Annotated in this window: 10 protein-coding genes; 7 read left to right on the top strand and 3 right to left on the bottom strand. The window is 40.2% G+C overall.

All coding sequences use genetic code 11. The features are described 5' to 3' along the window. Positions 1-156 precede the first annotated feature (156 nt). The 4 genes from nudC (at position 157) to DW862_RS24760 (ending at position 3,837) form a co-directional block, all read left to right on the top strand. Positions 157-951: an NAD(+) diphosphatase gene (nudC, locus tag DW862_RS24775; RefSeq protein ID WP_256371947.1), complete on the top strand. Its 795-nt coding sequence runs from the start codon at positions 157-159 to the stop codon at positions 949-951. Between the two features lie 7 nt (positions 952-958). Continuing rightward, a complete protein-coding gene (locus tag DW862_RS24770) occupies positions 959-1,522 on the top strand; it encodes a Crp/Fnr family transcriptional regulator (protein WP_004304240.1) in 564 nt (187 codons plus the stop codon). Positions 1,523-1,602: 80 nt separating this feature from the next. Then, on the top strand, positions 1,603-2,652 hold the full coding sequence (locus tag DW862_RS24765; protein ID WP_120071057.1) for an acyltransferase: 1,050 nt from the start codon (positions 1,603-1,605) through the stop codon (positions 2,650-2,652). Between the two features lie 9 nt (positions 2,653-2,661). Then, a complete protein-coding gene (locus DW862_RS24760; RefSeq protein WP_007749594.1) occupies positions 2,662-3,837 on the top strand; it encodes a DUF418 domain-containing protein in 1,176 nt (391 codons plus the stop codon). A 385-nt stretch (positions 3,838-4,222) separates the two neighbouring features. On the opposite strand, the gene DW862_RS24755 is transcribed toward DW862_RS24760, so the two are convergent. From DW862_RS24755 to DW862_RS24745, 3 genes are all read right to left on the bottom strand, one after another. Beyond that, positions 4,223-5,968: a phospho-sugar mutase gene (locus tag DW862_RS24755; protein ID WP_022275297.1), complete on the bottom strand. Its 1,746-nt coding sequence runs from the start codon at positions 5,966-5,968 to the stop codon at positions 4,223-4,225. 178 nt (positions 5,969-6,146) lie between these two features. Further along, positions 6,147-7,784, bottom strand: coding sequence for a C69 family dipeptidase (locus DW862_RS24750; protein ID WP_120071050.1), 1,638 nt, complete (start codon positions 7,782-7,784; stop codon positions 6,147-6,149). A gap of 28 nt (positions 7,785-7,812) precedes the next feature. Then, the gene (locus DW862_RS24745) at positions 7,813-9,465 is read right to left on the bottom strand and encodes a M23 family metallopeptidase (protein ID WP_120071054.1); all 1,653 of its coding nucleotides are present in this window, start codon (positions 9,463-9,465) and stop codon (positions 7,813-7,815) included. A gap of 198 nt (positions 9,466-9,663) precedes the next feature. Between DW862_RS24745 and DW862_RS24740 the strand changes: the two genes are divergently transcribed. The 3 genes from DW862_RS24740 to DW862_RS24730 are packed head-to-tail and all read left to right on the top strand — an operon-like array spanning position 9,664 to position 17,023. Continuing rightward, entirely contained in the window at positions 9,664-12,297 is a 2,634-nt protein-coding gene (locus DW862_RS24740) for a zinc-dependent metalloprotease (RefSeq protein WP_049702427.1), read from the top strand. Between the two features lie 30 nt (positions 12,298-12,327). Beyond that, entirely contained in the window at positions 12,328-15,675 is a 3,348-nt protein-coding gene (locus DW862_RS24735; RefSeq protein WP_120071044.1) for a SusC/RagA family TonB-linked outer membrane protein, read from the top strand. A 10-nt stretch (positions 15,676-15,685) separates the two neighbouring features. Further along, positions 15,686-17,023 carry a RagB/SusD family nutrient uptake outer membrane protein gene (locus tag DW862_RS24730; protein WP_120071041.1) on the top strand — a complete coding sequence of 446 codons (1,338 nt, stop codon included), beginning with the start codon at positions 15,686-15,688 and terminating at the stop codon, positions 17,021-17,023. The last annotated feature ends 486 nt before the right edge of the window (positions 17,024-17,509 follow it).

Here is a 17,509-nt window from a genome sequence, read left to right as displayed (position 1 = left end):
TAAGCCCTTTCAGGGCACTCCGCAAAATTATCATTTAGCTCATTTCTGCACGGTTATGAATCAAATTTTGGTGCAGTTGCCCTGTATTTTATCTGATAAGTCTAAATATCAATCTAGTTTTTTTATAACTTCGCAGCGCGAAGATCAAGAATTAGAATTAAAATGAATCATACAGCACAATCATGGTGGTTTATCTTTTACAAAGACCAACTGCTTCTTGAGAAAAAAGAGGATGGTATATATACCGTCCCATGTGGAGAAAGCTCTCCTATTGTTATTAAAGAAAAAACAACCGTACACAATATCACTACACTGGAAGGGAGAAACTGCAAGGCTTTCTCCCTATCCTCTCCCATTGAAGAATCGGAGCAATGGATCATGATAGGGCTTCGTGCCTCCTATGAATATCTTCCTTTGTCTCATTATCAGACAGCAGGAAAAGCACATGAGATTCTGCATTGGGATATAAACAGCCGCTTTTGTTCCGCCTGCGGCACGCCTATGGAACAGAAAGAATCTATCATGAAGCGTTGTCCGAAATGTGGCCGGGAAGTATATCCTTCCATTTCCACAGCGATTCTTGTATTAGTGAGAAAAAAAGATTCACTACTCTTAGTGCACGCCCGCAATTTTAAAGGAACATTCAACAGTCTCGTTGCCGGATTTCTGGAAACCGGAGAAACGCTAGAAGAATGTGTAGCACGTGAAGTGAAAGAAGAAACCGGACTGGATGTAAAGAATATCACTTATTTCGGTAATCAGCCCTGGCCTTATCCCAGCGGACTAATGGTCGGCTTTATTGCTGATTATGCCGGAGGGGAAATCAACCTCCAAGATGAAGAATTGAGCTCGGGAGACTTTTATACAAGAGACAATTTACCCGAACTTCCCAGAAAACTTAGTCTTGCCCGAAAGATGATTGATTGGTGGATAGAACATCCAAATGAATAAATCAAACATGGAAAATATCATCAAAGGAATCCGTCAGTATTATCCGGTATCCGACAGTTCTTTGGAAGTACTCTTCAGCTATATGAAGAAAATGGAGCTTCCTAAAAAACATTTACTGATACACGGTGGAGTACTAGACCGCCACGTCTACTTTATTGAAAAAGGATTTTGTAGGTCCTATTGTTTACGTGACGGAGAAGAAATCACGATCTGGTTTTCACGCGAAGGTGATATTACCTTTGCCATGAAAGATTTATATCATAATCAACCGGGATACGAATATGTAGAATTACTGGAAGATTGTGAATTATATGCCATACGCATTGAAGATTTAAATCAGATTTATGAAACTAATATAGAAATTGCCAACTGGGGACGTGTTATTCATCAGGAATGTTTGTTGTACATGGATATTCACCATATCAACCGATTGTATCTTCCGGCTAAAGAACGTTATGAACAACTTTTACGTGAGCAACCAGATGTCATTCACCGTGCCCAATTGGGATATATAGCCTCCTTTCTAGGCATGACTCCCCAACATCTTAGCCGTCTACGGTCCGAATCTTGATTCTTTTTAATCTATGTGAATTTTTATATCACAAGAAAGCAGTACTTTTGTCAGCGAATACAAAAAAACTGATAAGTATCGTGATTAACACATTAACTTCTTTACGAATATTATTTGCCTTGATGGTATTCGGGGCACATTGTTATGTTCTGGATCCGAGCTTCGACACACACTTCTTTAAAGAAGGATTTGTTGGAGTCAGCTTTTTCTTCATCCTTAGTGGCTTCATTATTGCCTATAATTATGAAGAAAAGTTATTGGAAAAGATCACCACCAAACGTACTTTTTGGGTAGCACGCATTGCCCGCATTTACCCCCTCCATCTACTTACTCTATTAATTGCCGCATGTATAGGAGGGTATGTTCAATACAACGATATGACAGACTGGATAAAACACTTCGCCGCTTCCACTTTTCTATTGCAACCGTTCTTCCCTTCTGCAGATTATTTTTTCTCATTCAATAGTCCTTCGTGGAGTCTGGGCTGCGAACAGTTATTTTATTTCTGTTTCCCCCTCATCATTCCTTTCTTAAATAGTAAACGGAATCTATGCATCACTCTTTTCATCTGCCTGCTGGTTATGCTGACAGGTATGCATCTGACTGCTGAAGAACAAATTAAAGCATACTGGTATGTAAATCCAATCACCCGCCTGCCGGACTTTTTTGTAGGTGTTTTACTTTATCAGTTTTATCGGTCGATATTCAACAAAAAGATTTCTTATTCCACCGGAACACTATTAGAAATAGGAGTAGTCATTTTATTTTTTGTTTTCTATTTTTGTACCGCAGACATTCCCAAAGTATACCGCTATTCTTGTTACTACTGGCTACCCGTTTCTTTGGTGATACTTATCTTTGCCTTACAAAGAGGGTATATATCCCGGTTACTATCCAATCGGGTCTTAGTGATAGGAGGAGAAATCAGTTACAGTTTCTACCTGATACATTTATTTATTATACTCACATACACCCAAATGGCTACTCTGTATCAATGGCACATGCATTGGATGATAAGTGTCCCCGTCATTTTTTGCATCACTATTGCGCTTAGCTTACTCTCTTATTATTATTTTGAAAAGCCTGCCAATAGATGGGTAAAACGAATACTAACTAAAAAACAATCATAAATTAGCCCCATGGAATTATCAACAAAAACACCCCGAATTGAAGTAGTAGATGCTCTTAGAGGATTTGCTGTAATGGCCATCCTTCTGGTTCATAACCTGGAGCATTTCATTTTCCCCGTATATCCGGAAAGTTCTCCTGAATGGCTCACCATTTTGGATGCCGGAGTATTTAATGCGACATTTTCACTGCTTGCCGGAAAGTCTTATGCAATATTCGCTCTGCTTTTCGGATTCACTTTCTATATCCAGTCGCACAACCAGCAGTTGAAAGGAAAGGACTTTGGTTACCGCTTTTTATGGAGAATGATATTGCTGGCAGGATTCGCCACTTTGAATGCTGCTTTCTTCCCGGCAGGAGATGTCCTGCTTCTGTTTGTTGTAGTCAGTCTTGTGCTGTTTATCGTACGTAAATGGAGTGACAAAGCGATTCTAATCACCGCCATCTTGTTTTCACTGCAACCGATTGAATGGTTTCATTATATAATGAGCCTTTTCAATCCTGCCTATACCCTACCCGATTTGAATGTCGGAGCCATGTATGCTGAAGTAGCAGAATACACCAAAGCCGGAAACTTTTGGGATTTTCTGATAGGTAATGTTACGCTGGGACAGAAAGCAAGCCTGTTTTGGGCTATCGGTGCCGGACGTTTCTTGCAGACTGCCGGACTTTTCCTGTTTGGCTTATATATCGGACGCAAAGAATTGTTCGTAACTACCGAATCTCATTTGAAGTTCTGGATGAAAGCACTTATTATTGCAGCTATCAGTTTCGCGCCACTGTATTCTCTGAAAGAACAGATCATGCAAAGTGACAGCAGTTTAATTCAGCAAACGGTAGGTACTGCCTTTGATATGTGGCAGAAATTTGCATTTACGATTGTACTCGTTGCTTCCTTTGTGTTGCTTTATCAGAAGGATCAGTTCAAGAAAACTGTATCTAATCTGCGATTCTACGGAAAAATGAGCTTGACCAATTATATTTCTCAATCTATTTTGGGAGCCATTATCTATTTCCCATTCGGATTCTATCTTGCTCCTTACTGTGGATATACTCTTAGCCTGATTATCGGTATTATTCTTTTCCTGGCGCAGGTTCGGTTCTGCAAATGGTGGCTGTCTAAACATAAACAAGGACCATTGGAAACAATATGGCATAAATGGACTTGGATAGGCACGAAGAAATAACAGAAAAAAAGAAATAGCACTGACTGAAAAATAGACTAAAAAAGCAGGCCACGAAATACACATAACTACAAACGAACAACTTACGAATATGAAACTGAACGTATCACTCTAAAGCATCAACAAAACATGTGTATCCGCAGCCTGCGGGTTGAAATTGAGATGATGTCAATACAACAAGATTCGGGCAAGAAGGATTAGCAAGTGGACTTAAAGAATGCAAAGGAAATGAAAGAACTGTGCCAAGTTGGGGAAAAAGCCCGAAAATAGGCAGAATCAGAGCTATGTATAGAGAAAAAGAAGCGCCTCCATAATCTTCGAAAAGACCATGGAGGCGCTATTTATTTATCTTTCGTTATCTATATCTGAAATTTCAGAAGAAACAAAATCAGATACCCAATGATTTCTTCACTGCTTCAATCTTTTCCATTGCAGCAGATTCGGCAGAAGCATAACAATTGCGGCAACCCATTTCACCCTGAACTTCCATATAGAACTTAATCTTCGGTTCTGTACCTGAAGGACGAACAGAAACTTTGCTACCGTCTTCAGTGAAATATTGAAGTACGTTAGATGGTTCCGGCATATCGATTGCAGTTACGTTACCTTTATCATCTGTCTGTTTCAGTGTCTTATAATCTTTGCTCAAGATCACTTTAGAGCCACCCAATTCTTTCGGAGGATTGGCACGGAAGTTCTCCATCATCGCTTTGATTTCTTCTGCACCGCTCTTACCCGGTTTCACTACGTTTACAGTAAACTCTTTAGAGAATCCGTATTCTACGTAGATATCCAGCAACAACTGATACAAGGATTTACCATTATCTTTTGCCCATGCAGCAACTTCAGCAATCAAACAGCAAGCTGATACGGCATCTTTATCGCGAACGAAATCTTCGGCAAGGAATCCGTAGCTTTCTTCACCACCACCGATATATTTCTGTTTGCCTTCACGCAGACGGATTTCACGGGCAATCCATTTAAATCCGGTGTAGCAGTCAAGCATTTCGATATTGTTCTTATCTGCGATTTTCTTGATTAGTTCAGTTGTAACGATTGTCTTCACGCAGAACTCGCCACCTTTAATCTTACCCAGTTGTTTGTACTGTGTCAGAATATAATAAAGGTACATCATACAAGTCTGATTACCATTAATCAGTACCCATTCGCCTTTATCATCCTTGCAAGCAATACCCACACGGTCAGCATCCGGGTCGGAAGCCATTACGAGGTCAGCGTCAATTTCTTTGGCAAGGTTTACAGCCATAGAAAGAGCTTCCGCGTTTTCCGGGTTCGGAGATACGACAGTCGGGAAGTTACCGTCCTTAATCATCTGTTCGGGCACAGTAAATACGTTTTCGAATCCCCACATTTTCAATGCACGAGGAATCAACATCATACCTGTACCGTGGATCGGAGTATAGACAATCTTCATATCTTTGTGACGGGCGATAGCTGCCGGATCAATAGAAACAGTTTTCACCATGTCCAGATAAACCTTATCGATGTCTTCACCAATAATCTGAATCAAATCCGGATTTCCCTGGAATTTGATATCGGCAGCAGAAGCAATTGCATTCACTTCGTCGATGATACCTTTATCGTGTGGAGCCAATACCTGTGCACCATCGTCCCAATATGCCTTGTAACCGTTGTATTCCTTCGGATTGTGAGAAGCAGTCAGGATGATACCGCTTTGGCAACCGAGGTGACGGATGGCGAAAGACATTTCCGGTGTCGGACGCATGTCGTCAAACAGATATACTTTGATACCATTGGCAGAGAAAATATTAGCAGAAGTCTCCGCAAACAAACGGCTGTTGTTGCGGCAATCGTGACCTACTACTACAGAAATCTGCGGCAGGTCTTTGAAGTTCTTTTTCAGATAGTTGGAAAGTCCTTGAGTGGCAGCACCTACCGTATAGATATTCATACGATTGCTACCTACACCCATAATACCACGCAGACCACCAGTACCAAATTCAAGATCTTTGTAGAAAGCTTCAATTAGTTCGGTTTTATCATCGTTTTCCAACATACGTTTCACTTCAGCCTGGGTTTCAGCATCATAAGCCGGGGTTAGCCATTTTTCGGCTTTTTCAGTGACCTGTTTAATAAGTTCCTGATTTTCCATTTCGATTGTTATTTATTGGTTAATGAATTATTTATTATCAATTTCTTGAGCACACAAATGTAAAATAATAAGTTTATAATTCCTAGTTATTTAATGAAGAATTAAGAATGAAAAATGAAGAATCGCATTATAAGACATATTTGCAAAGCATAATTCTTCATTTTTCATTCTTAATTCTTCATTTTACCAAATATCTGTCACCAGTCTGCTTGACATATTCCTGCAAGAATTCTTTCGGATATCCGGGACGCATCACTCCGGCAGGTTGTCCAATAGAATTACGCTCAAACTGACCGTCTTTAACACGTTTCACCACTCCATCATTGTACTTCACAATCAAGAATGTACCCAATTGTTTCCAAGTATCGAAAGTGCTCTGTGCGGTCATATTTGTATAGTTTGTCAGAAAGTCAACCGCTGCGTTCTTATCTTTTGCCAGCAGTTTGGCAGCCATTTCTTCAATGCCTTCCTGTGCATTGTTGAAAGTAGTTTCCATTTCTTTCTGCGCTTCCCGTACATCACCGATCATCAAATCATAACGCGGATAGACCATATTAGATACCCAGTTGAAAATCCAGAAAGCAGAATTCCAGGAGAAAGTAATATAATCGGCCCCATCTACACGGGTATAACATACCGGCACTTTAGTAGCACAACAATAAACCGGGGTAAATACAGCCATGTTCGCATCATCCACACCAAACCAAAGTACACCGCCTATCGGGTCCGGCTTATGAGCCCGCATTTGTGCAACAAATACAAACCCGCTTTGTTGAGTGGAAATCGGACGTTCGTTGAAATATTCCTGACCATCTACCTTGAAGTTCAGAGGAGAAAGACGGTAAGGTGTCTTATAAGGTCCGGCTCCAAAATCATTGGAGATGTCAAGAGGCGTTCCTTCATAATGGTCGCGCATCATATCTTTCACATCTTGCACGGATAACTTATGTTTCGGTTTCACAAAAAGAGGCATCGGCGTATTGGTCTTTCCCTCAATGTAAGGAAGATAATCTTTTCCGTTATCTGTGAACTTATTAAAATAGCTCCACACACGAGCCTCACAGAAACGGCGGGCACCAAAATCAAGAGGCGCATAGGCTAATGAGAAGCTAAAGTCTTTGTTTACTCCATTAAAATATCCCTTCTCGCGGGCAAAAGAAACGACATCCGGAGAGTACATGCAGTTTTCCTTGTCGTTCATATCAAACTGGTGGATACGTGACTGGTTGGCATGGGCCGAAATGCAATCATCGGGCACACGTACAGCTACCCAAACTGCTCCACGGATGCCGGGACCTTTACCAATCATTTCCATAATCCATATTTCGTTCGGATCGGCAATAGTAAAGGATTCTCCTTCGCTATAATAGCCGTATTGCTGCACTAAGTCGGTCATGATCTTAATTGCTTCACGGGCAGTACGCGAACGTTGCAAACCGATATAAATCAGACTTCCGTAATCGATAATCCCTGTAGAATCGGCCAATTCCGGACGTCCGCCGAAAGTTGTCTCACCAATGGTAACCTGATATTCATTCATATTACCGACTACATTGTAAGTCTGGCGTGCCTGCTCTATTTCTCCCAGATACTTACCGGTATCCCATTCATAAACTTTCAGCATCGTACCTTTTGGATAGGTAGCAGCCGGATAATGATAAAGTTCTCCGAATAAGCCGTACGAGTCGGCAGAATAGGAAACAATCGTCGAGCCATCGGCAGACGCATTTTTTCCGACAATCAGGTTGGTGCAGGCGAAGGTGTTCGCCACAGCCGCCATCAATACGGCGGCACAAAGAATAATTCTTCTCTTCATAATAAATATATGATTCACTTTTAATAATTTACCAAACAAAGCTTTCACGGGCTACTGTTTCATTCCCACAATAGTCGGTCACTGTAAATTCAACAGTATGCTTGCCTCCCTTCTTTACGTGTTTGGGGTCCAACGTACATTCCCAGTATGATTTCACAATATTGGGACGTCCGAAAAGCGCATACTTTCCGTCAATCGTTCCACGATAGGAAGCAATTCCCGCGCCCTGATCTTTCAAACGATAGACAATTTTTCCGTTTCTTCCCCACTGATTCTTGTTGACAGGGATAATCTCCGGCGGGATGGTATCGATGGCAACAGTGTAAGTTCCCAACTCCCGGATAGATGCTTTCATGTATCCGTCTTCATACTTTCCGCCTACGCTGTACTTTCCTCCTTTGGGAGTTATGCGGGCCACATAATATTTCGTCGTATCGGCAATTGGTTTTCTACGCAACCCGATACACAGTTCACAAGCTGCATGCAGCGGAACCGCCTTATCATTCAGCTGATAAGTAAAAGCAACGGCACCACTATCCGCCTTCACCTGATAATTGAGGGGAACATCATCATACAACATTCCTTTCGGAACAACCAGGTTCAATCCCGGTTCTTGCAGATAATTAGTCTTATTCCAGGTAAAATAATATTTCTCCCGATGATTCAACGGTTCAATCGGCTGTTTCCGACCCCGTACGGTGAAACTATATTTGGAAGTGTTTCCGAAAGCATCTTTTAATGTATATAAGAACTGATAGTCCCGTTCCTCATCAATTGTCACCAAGCCACGGTTATCATTCGATGCTTTTAGCAGACGCAAAGTGTTGCCCGGATCAATGAAAGATTTCATATATTGCCCGTAAGTCCAGGAATTAATCATCCGGTTCTCTTCCTGCGAGAAACGATCTACGGTGCTACGAAATATTTCATTTCCATCTACCGTAAGCACAACTGAATAAACTCCATAATGGTTATTCACTCCATCCATGTAATCGTATGCTTTGATCCCCACACCTATCACTCCCCATGCTTCCACCGGACGCTCACTATTGGGAAGGATGGTTTTATTCTCTTGCTTTCCATCCACTACTCCTTTACCCAGTTGCGGAAAAAATAGAATGCCATCCGCTTTCGGAGCACGCGTATCTTTTATTTTCGATTGAAAGAAAGGCATAGGGTCAATATAATCTCCCGATTCCGTTTCAAATACATCCAGGTGAAGATGCGGACCGAACGAATATCCGGTATTTCCGCTCCATGCGATCTGCTGACCTCCTTTCACCGGATATTCTCCCGGTTCGGGAACAATCTCTACTTCCCAGCTTTCTTCTTCATATTGAAGTTTCTCCACCCTTTCGGCAATGGGAGAAACAAAACCACTCAAATGGCGGTTGATCGTTGAATAGCCATTGTGATAACAGACATCAAGTACATATCCCGAACCATTCGTGACGCGAATACGCGAAATATAGCCATCAGCGAGAGCACGAACGGGTTTACCGATAACTCCGCCTGTCTTAAAATCCAGTCCGCCGTGGAAGTGATTGGAGCGGATTTCTCCAAAGTTCCCACTCAATGTAAGAGGAAAGTCAAAAGGAGGTACAAAGGTTACTTGCTTCTTCTCTTGTCCATACCCTCCGATGCAGCAAGCCAGCATCAAAGCAGTGATATATCGTCTCATCATTCCGTTCACTTTTTTACTCCCGCAAATGTACACTATTCCCACTAAACTATGAAATATCCGAGGAGAATGATGACCGTAGATACTAGTTAATATTTCTTTTTAATGTTATATTCATTGCAAATTAGTAGTCATTATGTTATTTATATTAGTACTTTTGTAGCCGTTTTTTAATTATAATTAAAAGTTAGAAACTCAATGAGAATGTATGTAAAAGTAATGGCAGCGGTCATTGCATGTATATTGCTGAGTGGAGAAGCGCTCTCGGCATTTGCAACTACCCCCGCTACAGAAAATCTGAGTTGGTTTAAAAAGAAAAAGAAAAAACCAGAAGAGAAAGAAGAGAAGAGTAAAAGCGACTACGAGAAATTAGTGGAAGACAGTAAAACGACCAAAGGGATGTTTGCTGTACATCAAAAGAAGAATGATTATTATTTTGAAATTCCCACCTCACTTTTGGGACGTGACTTATTAGTTGTCAATAAGCTGCAACGAGTTCCTGCCGAACTTAATGATGCGGGCGTAAACCGCGGAGTAAACTATGAAAACCAGATGGTTTGCATGGAATGGGACAAAGCGACGGGCAAACTAATGTTACGCCAACAACGTCCATTACCTCTGGCCCCCCAAACGGACGCTATCTTCCGTTCGGTAAAGGATAATTTTATCTCTCCGCTGATTGCCGCATTCAAGATCGAAGCAGTCAATGCAGATTCTACGGCATTAGTAATCAAGGTGAATGATATTTATGATGGTACGGAAACCAGTATCAATAACGTATTTACCAATATTAATCTGGGTACTTCGGCTATCAAGAATTTATCACGTATTCTATCCATCAAATCCTTTTCAAACAATGTCGTGGCAACTTCCGAGTTGACTACCCGGGTAACGGAAGGTACTACTACTGTTTATGTAACGGTGGAAGTTAGTTCTTCTATTCTCTTATTGCCCGAGAAGCCGATGATGGGACGATTCGACAATCAGAAGGTCGGTTATTTCACTAATCCGTTATTAAGTTTCAGTGATGCGCAGCAGCGTACGGATAAGACACAGTATATCACCCGCTGGCGTATGGAACCCAAACCGGAAGATCGGGAGGCTTATCTGAAAGGTCAGATGGTGGAACCTGCCAAACCGATTGTCTTCTACATTGATAATTCAACTCCTTACCAATGGCGTTCGTACATTAAGAAAGGTATCGAGGACTGGCAGATTGCCTTTGAAAAGGCTGGTTTCAAGAATGCGATTATCGCCAAAGAAATCACGGACAGTATGCATGTAGACATGGATGATGTCAATTACTCCGTACTGACTTATGCTGCTTCGGAAAAGAAAAATGCAATGGGACCTTCTCTGTTAGATCCCCGTTCCGGAGAAATCCTGGAAGCTGATATTATGTGGTGGCACAATGTGCTTTCTATGGTACGTGAATGGATTACTGTCCAGACCGGAACAGTGTGTCCGGAAGCACGTAATGTACAATTGCCTGATGCTTTGATGGGAGATGCCATTCGATTCGTCGCCTGTCATGAGGTAGGCCACTCTCTGGGACTCCGCCACAATATGATGGGTTCATGGGCTTTCCCGACAGATTCATTACGTTCCGAAGCATTCACTTCCAGAATGAACTCTACCGCTTCATCTATCATGGATTATGCACGATTCAATTATATCGCACAGCCTGGAGATGGCGTGAAAGTTCTTTCTCCGCATATCGGTCCATACGATATGTTTGCTATCGAATATGGTTATCGTTGGTACGGAAAGAGTACTCCGGAAGAAGAAAAGGATATTTTATTCGATTTCTTGAGCAAACATACTGATCGGCTTTATAAATATAGTGAAGCACAGGATGTCCGCGATGCGGTAGATCCACGTGCACAGAACGAAGATTTAGGTGATGATCCGGTTCGTTCTTCTTTACTTGGTATTGAGAATCTGAAACGTATCGTTCCACAAATTCTTCAATGGACTACTACCGGTGAGAAGGGACAAACTTATGAAGAAGCATCACGTCTCTACTACGCTGTAATCAACCAATGGAACAACTATTTATATCATGTCCTTGCCAATATTGGCGGCATCTACATTGAAAATACAATTGTAGGAGACGGCGTTAAAACTTATACATTCGTAGAGAAAGAGAAACAACAAGCTTCACTGAAATTTCTGATGGATGAAGTTTTGACATACCCTAAATGGCTGTTTGACACGGAAGTGGGGCAATATACTTATCTACTTCGCAATACTCCCATCGGAAAACAGGAAAATGCTCCTACACAAATCTTAAAGAACGCCCAAGCCTATATCCTTTGGGATTTACTTGGCAATACTCGTTTGATGCGTATGATAGAGAATGAATCTGTCAACGGAAAGAAGGCCTTTACAGTAGTGGAGCTTATGGACGGACTTCATAAGAACATTTTCGGTGTTACCGAACGCGGTGGTATCCCTAATGTTATGGAACGTTCTTTGCAGAAAAACTTCCTTGACGCATTACTTACAGCCGCTGCAGAACCGGAAGCCGTTAAAATCAACAAGAAGATCGCCAACGAACATTTCTTGCTTGACCACGCTACTCCTTTCTGTAGCTGTTACGCTGCCGAACAACGTGCACTTCGTCAGGAAGACCGGATGGGTGCTCCACGTGTGCTCAATTTCTATGGCAGCCAGCTCAACCGTATTTCAGATGCTATCTCTGTGAAACGCGGTGAATTATTACGTATTAAGAAGTTGTTGCAGAACCGTCTCGGAACTTCCGATACTGCTGCACGCTATCATTATGAGGACATGATTCTGCGTATTAATACGGCTTTAGGAATCAAATAAAACCACTTATTACTTTAACTATCTACATTAATGAGAAAAAAATACTTGTGCATTCTTATATGCCTCTTTGCAAATGCGCTGGCCTTTGCCAGCGCTGCTAATCGTACAATCACCGGAGTCGTTATATCCGGTGAAGATAATGAACCTCTGATCGGTGCTTCCGTATATGTTAACGCAGATGACTTGAAAAAGGCCGGAGCATCACAGACTTCTCTAGGTACTATCACTGATATGGATGGTAAATTCTCCATTTCCATTCCGGAAAAGGTGACTAGGTTACATTGTAGTTATATAGGATTTGAAGAACAAGACATCGTTTTGCAAGCAGGAAAAGATACTTATCGTATTGTACTTCAAGCTTCATCACACACATTAGGAGACGTAGTAGTAACTGGTTATCAAGAACTGGAACGTCGTAAACTGACTGCTGCCATTGCCAAAGTAGATGTTACAGATGGAATGGTAGGTGCTGCAAAAAGTATCGATCAGGCGTTAGCAGGACAAATCGCCGGTGTAGCTGTTACGACAACTTCTGGTGCACCGGGAGCTCCAGCACGTATTCGTATTCGTGGTACGGCTTCATTAAATGGAACACAAGACCCATTATGGGTATTGGATGGAATACCTTTGGAGGGGACAGATATTCCAGAGATTAACAAAGATAACGATAATGACATTGTAAATATGTCACAATCTTCTATCGCAGGTTTGAGCCCAAACGACATTGAAAGCATTACGATATTAAAAGATGCAGCTGCTACTGCCATTTATGGCGCACGTGCTGCAAATGGTGTAATTGTGGTAACAACCAAAAGAGGAAAAACCGGAAAACCTGTTATTAACTTCAATACTAAATTGACTTATACTCCAAATCTCAATACTTCACGGCTCAACTTACTAAACTCGGAAGAGAAAGTCGATTTGGAACTTCAATTATTAAAAGAAGCACGGTTTGACATATTATGGGGATTAACAGATCCGATACCGGTATTTCCTGAAAAAGGAAAAGTTGCTGCTATCATGAAACAATATAACTTAATAGACATCTATAAAGAACAGGGGTGGAACGGACTGACACCTGAAGCCCAAAATGCTATAAACAAACTGAAAACAATCAATACAGACTGGAATGATATATTATTCAGAGATGCTTTCACGCAAGAATATAACTTTAGCATTTCCGGTGGTAGCGAAAAGGTTACTTATTACAACTCACTTGGTTATGTCAAAGAAAACGGAAATGTACCAGGTGTAAGCATGAGCCGTTTTAATCTGACCAGTAAAACGTCTTACCAAATCAACAAAATATTAAAAATTGGAATGTCTATTTTTGCCAACAGACGCAAGAATAACACATTTATGACTGATACTTACGGACTTATTAACCCTATATATTATTCACGTATCGCCAACCCTTACTTTGCTCCGTTTGACGAACAAGGAAACTACCTTTACGATTACGACGTAGTCAGAAGTAATGAAACAGATGAAAAGCAAGGCTTTAATATATTCGAAGAACGAGCAAACACCAATAAAGAATCTGTCACCACAGCCATCAATTCTATCTTTGATGTTCAGCTACGTTTTAACGATCAGTGGAAAGTTTATTCACAGATTGGTGTGCAATGGGATCAATTGTCGCAAGAAGAATATGCCGGGATAAATTCATATAATATTAGGAATATACGTGAAACCAATAAATATTGGAAAAATGGTGTACAAACCTATCTTATACCAGAAGGAGGCATGCTTAAAACAACTAATAGTACAACCTCACAACTCACATGGAAAATCCAAGGAGAATACAAAAACACATTTGGGGATATACATGATATACAAATAATGGCTGGTTCGGAAATTCGCAAAAACTGGGCAGACAACCAAGCCTCAACCGGATACGGATATGATCCCAAGAAACTAACATTCCAGAATCTCATATTTAAAGATGAAGCACAAGCCAATGATTGGAATCTAAAAACTAAATCGTACAAGGAAAACGCTTTTGCTTCTTTCTTTGCCAATGGTTCATATACTTTAATGAATCGTTATACATTGGGAGGAAGTGTGCGCATGGATGGTTCTGATTTATTCGGAGTAGATAAGAAATACCGTTTCTTACCAATCTATTCGGTAAGTGGTCTATGGCGTTTATCAAATGAGTCGTTCATTAGACAATACAAATGGGTTGATAATTTAGCTCTTCGCCTTTCTTATGGCTTACAAGGAAATATTGATAAGGGAACCTCTCCATTCCTAGTCGGAAAATATGATAATGTGAATATTTTACCAGGTTACAGTGAAGAAAATATTATTATCAATAGTGCTCCCAACAGTAAATTACGCTGGGAAAAAACAGCATCTTACAATCTAGGAATAGATTTTTCTGTACTCAATCAAGCCATCAATCTTAGTGTAGATTACTACTATAGAAAAGGAACAGACTTAATTGGTTCTAAAGCATTAGCTTTAGAAAATGGATTCACTAATATGTCTATAAACTGGGCTAGTATGGAAAATAAAGGTGTAGAAATAAACCTGCAGACACGTAATATCACCACTAAAAACTTCTCTTGGTACACTACTTTCAACTTCGCATATAATCAAAATAAAGTACTAAAAGTACTTACAGATAAAAGCCAAGTGACTCCTAGTCTGGAAGGATATCCCGTAGGTGCAATCTTTGCACTAAAAACAAAAGGTATAAATCCTGATACAGGACAAATCTATCTTGAGAATAAAGAGGGAAAAGCTGTCACTGTAGAAGAGTTATTCAGAATGACATCGAATGAAGATGGTCTTGGCACTTACCAAATAGGACCAAGTAGTGAAGAACAAAGAGACTTTTACAGCTATGTTGGAACGTCAGATGCTCCCTACACGGGCGGTTTTCTAAATACGTTCAATTACCGAAATTGGGAACTGAATCTGAATTTTTCATATAATTTTGGAGCACACGTAAAAACAACTCCAAGTTATAATGTATCTGACTTAGACCCAGGGCGCAATATGAATAGAGACATACTGGATAGATGGACACCGGAAAATACAACAGGAAAGTTCCCTGCATTAGCAACGTACAATTACAATCCGGCCGACTACTACTTGTTCAGTACTCGAAATGACATTTACAGATCACTGGATATCTGGGTAAAAAAGCTAAGCTTTGTACGTCTACAAAATATACGTCTTGCTTACCGGGTTCCATCCGAATGGCTTCATAAACTAAGTATCGGCGGAGCAACTGTAGGATTAGAGGCTCGTAACCTATTCGTTATCAGCTCTAATTATGATAATTATATGGATCCGGAATCAATGGGCAACTTATACTCTACCCCAGTTCCCAAATCCATTACCTTCAATCTAAGTCTTAACTTTTAAAAAATATATTATGACAAAGAAAATATATTATATATTCACATTAATAGGAAGCCTGTTATTATCTTCCTGTGATAGTTATTTGGACATACAACCAGTAGGCCAAGTAATTCCCAATACGCTAGCTGAATACAGAGCTTTATTCACAACAGCTTACAATACAGCACTCAATGACAGAGGAATATGCGAAATCAGAACAGATATCGCAACCATATTACAGTCTGATGCCACTTCCAAAAATTCTTTAGGAGATGTTGAAAAATGGAATGATGTTAATCCGAATGCAAGTACGAGACAATTTGGATGGGCGGCCTATTATACCAATATCTATTATGCCAACGCAATCATCGATAAAAAAGATGAAATATCAGAAGGAAGCCAAGAAGATATTAATCAATTAGTTGGAGAAGCTTACCTCATGAGAGCATATATGCATTTCATATTGGTCAATCTTTATGGACAACCTTATACAGCTACCGGAGCATTAGAAACCAAAGCAGTTCCTCTAAAACTCAATACTGATTTAGAAGAAATACCATCAAGAAATACTGTAAAGGAAATATATACCTCTATTTTATCTGATATAGAAACAGCACGGAAACTGATTAATAAAAAAGAATGGGAAATTCAATATTCATACCGTTTTTCAACATTATCAGTAGATGCTATGGAATCACGGGTATATTTATACATGGGTGAATGGAGCAAATCTTATGAAGCTTCGGAACGTGTATTAGCCGGAAAATCGACATTGGTAAACCTAAATGATGAAGGAGGCAAACTTCCTAATGAATTTACATCTGTAGAAATGATCACTGCCTATGAAGTTTTTCCAAATAGCGATTATGCCGGATCACTCTTACTTTACCCTTCATTTTTACAAGAATATGAGGAAGGAAAAGATCTACGTCCAAACAAGTATTATCAAGCAAATAAAAATGGAAATTATACTTCCATCAAAAGTGGTGAATCTAAATTCAAATGTACTTTCCGCACTGGAGAGTTTTATTTAAATTCAGCAGAAGCTGCTGCACATTTAAACAAATTGCCTGAAGCACGTTCACGACTTCTAAAGTTAGTAGAGAATCGTTATACACCAGAAGGTTATGAACAAAAGAAGAATGAAATAAATGCAATGAGCCAAGAAAAGCTAATCACAGAAATTCTGAAAGAACGCGCTCGTGAGCTTGCTTTTGAAGGACATCGCTGGTTTGATTTACGCCGAACTACCCGACCAGAAATCAAAAAAGAAATAGAAGATGTGACCTACACACTTGTACAAGATGATTCCCGCTATACATTGCGTATTCCACAAGATGCAATTGATGCCAATCCTGGATTATTAAACTAATAACATATTACCATCTATACTCTCATAGATATCACTAAATAACAAACTATAAAAAACTCTCTTTACCAAAAGCGTAAGGGGAGTTTTTTTATTCTGTCCACTAACTACTTTATATTTTATCTACACATCTCGTCCATCGCTAAATCTTTATCCCCCAAAAGAATTGCCGATTAACAGAAAATCCGTACCTTTGTAGCGACTTATTACGATTAATAACGTAGAAGCGTTTAGAATATTATCTCTATTCAGAATCTGGTAAATTCTTTAATTGGGGAGATAATGGCAACTAAGCGTTCACGTCTTTGTTATATGCAAGGGCGTGGACTCTGTTGTTCATTTCCCAATAGGTTTACCAGAGCCTTGAATAGAATGAACTAACGACGTCCACGCTTCTCTTGTATATATATGGTATCCGGACGCTTACCACACAAACAATGGCTCACCCGCAATTTCTTGGGGGTAACTATTTGTAGCTTTCTTTAAAGT

Source organism: Bacteroides sp. AM37-9, assembly GCF_003603455.1.
GTDB classification, from domain to species: domain Bacteria; phylum Bacteroidota; class Bacteroidia; order Bacteroidales; family Bacteroidaceae; genus Bacteroides; species Bacteroides xylanisolvens.
This window is presented reverse-complemented; position numbering and strand designations above follow the sequence as displayed.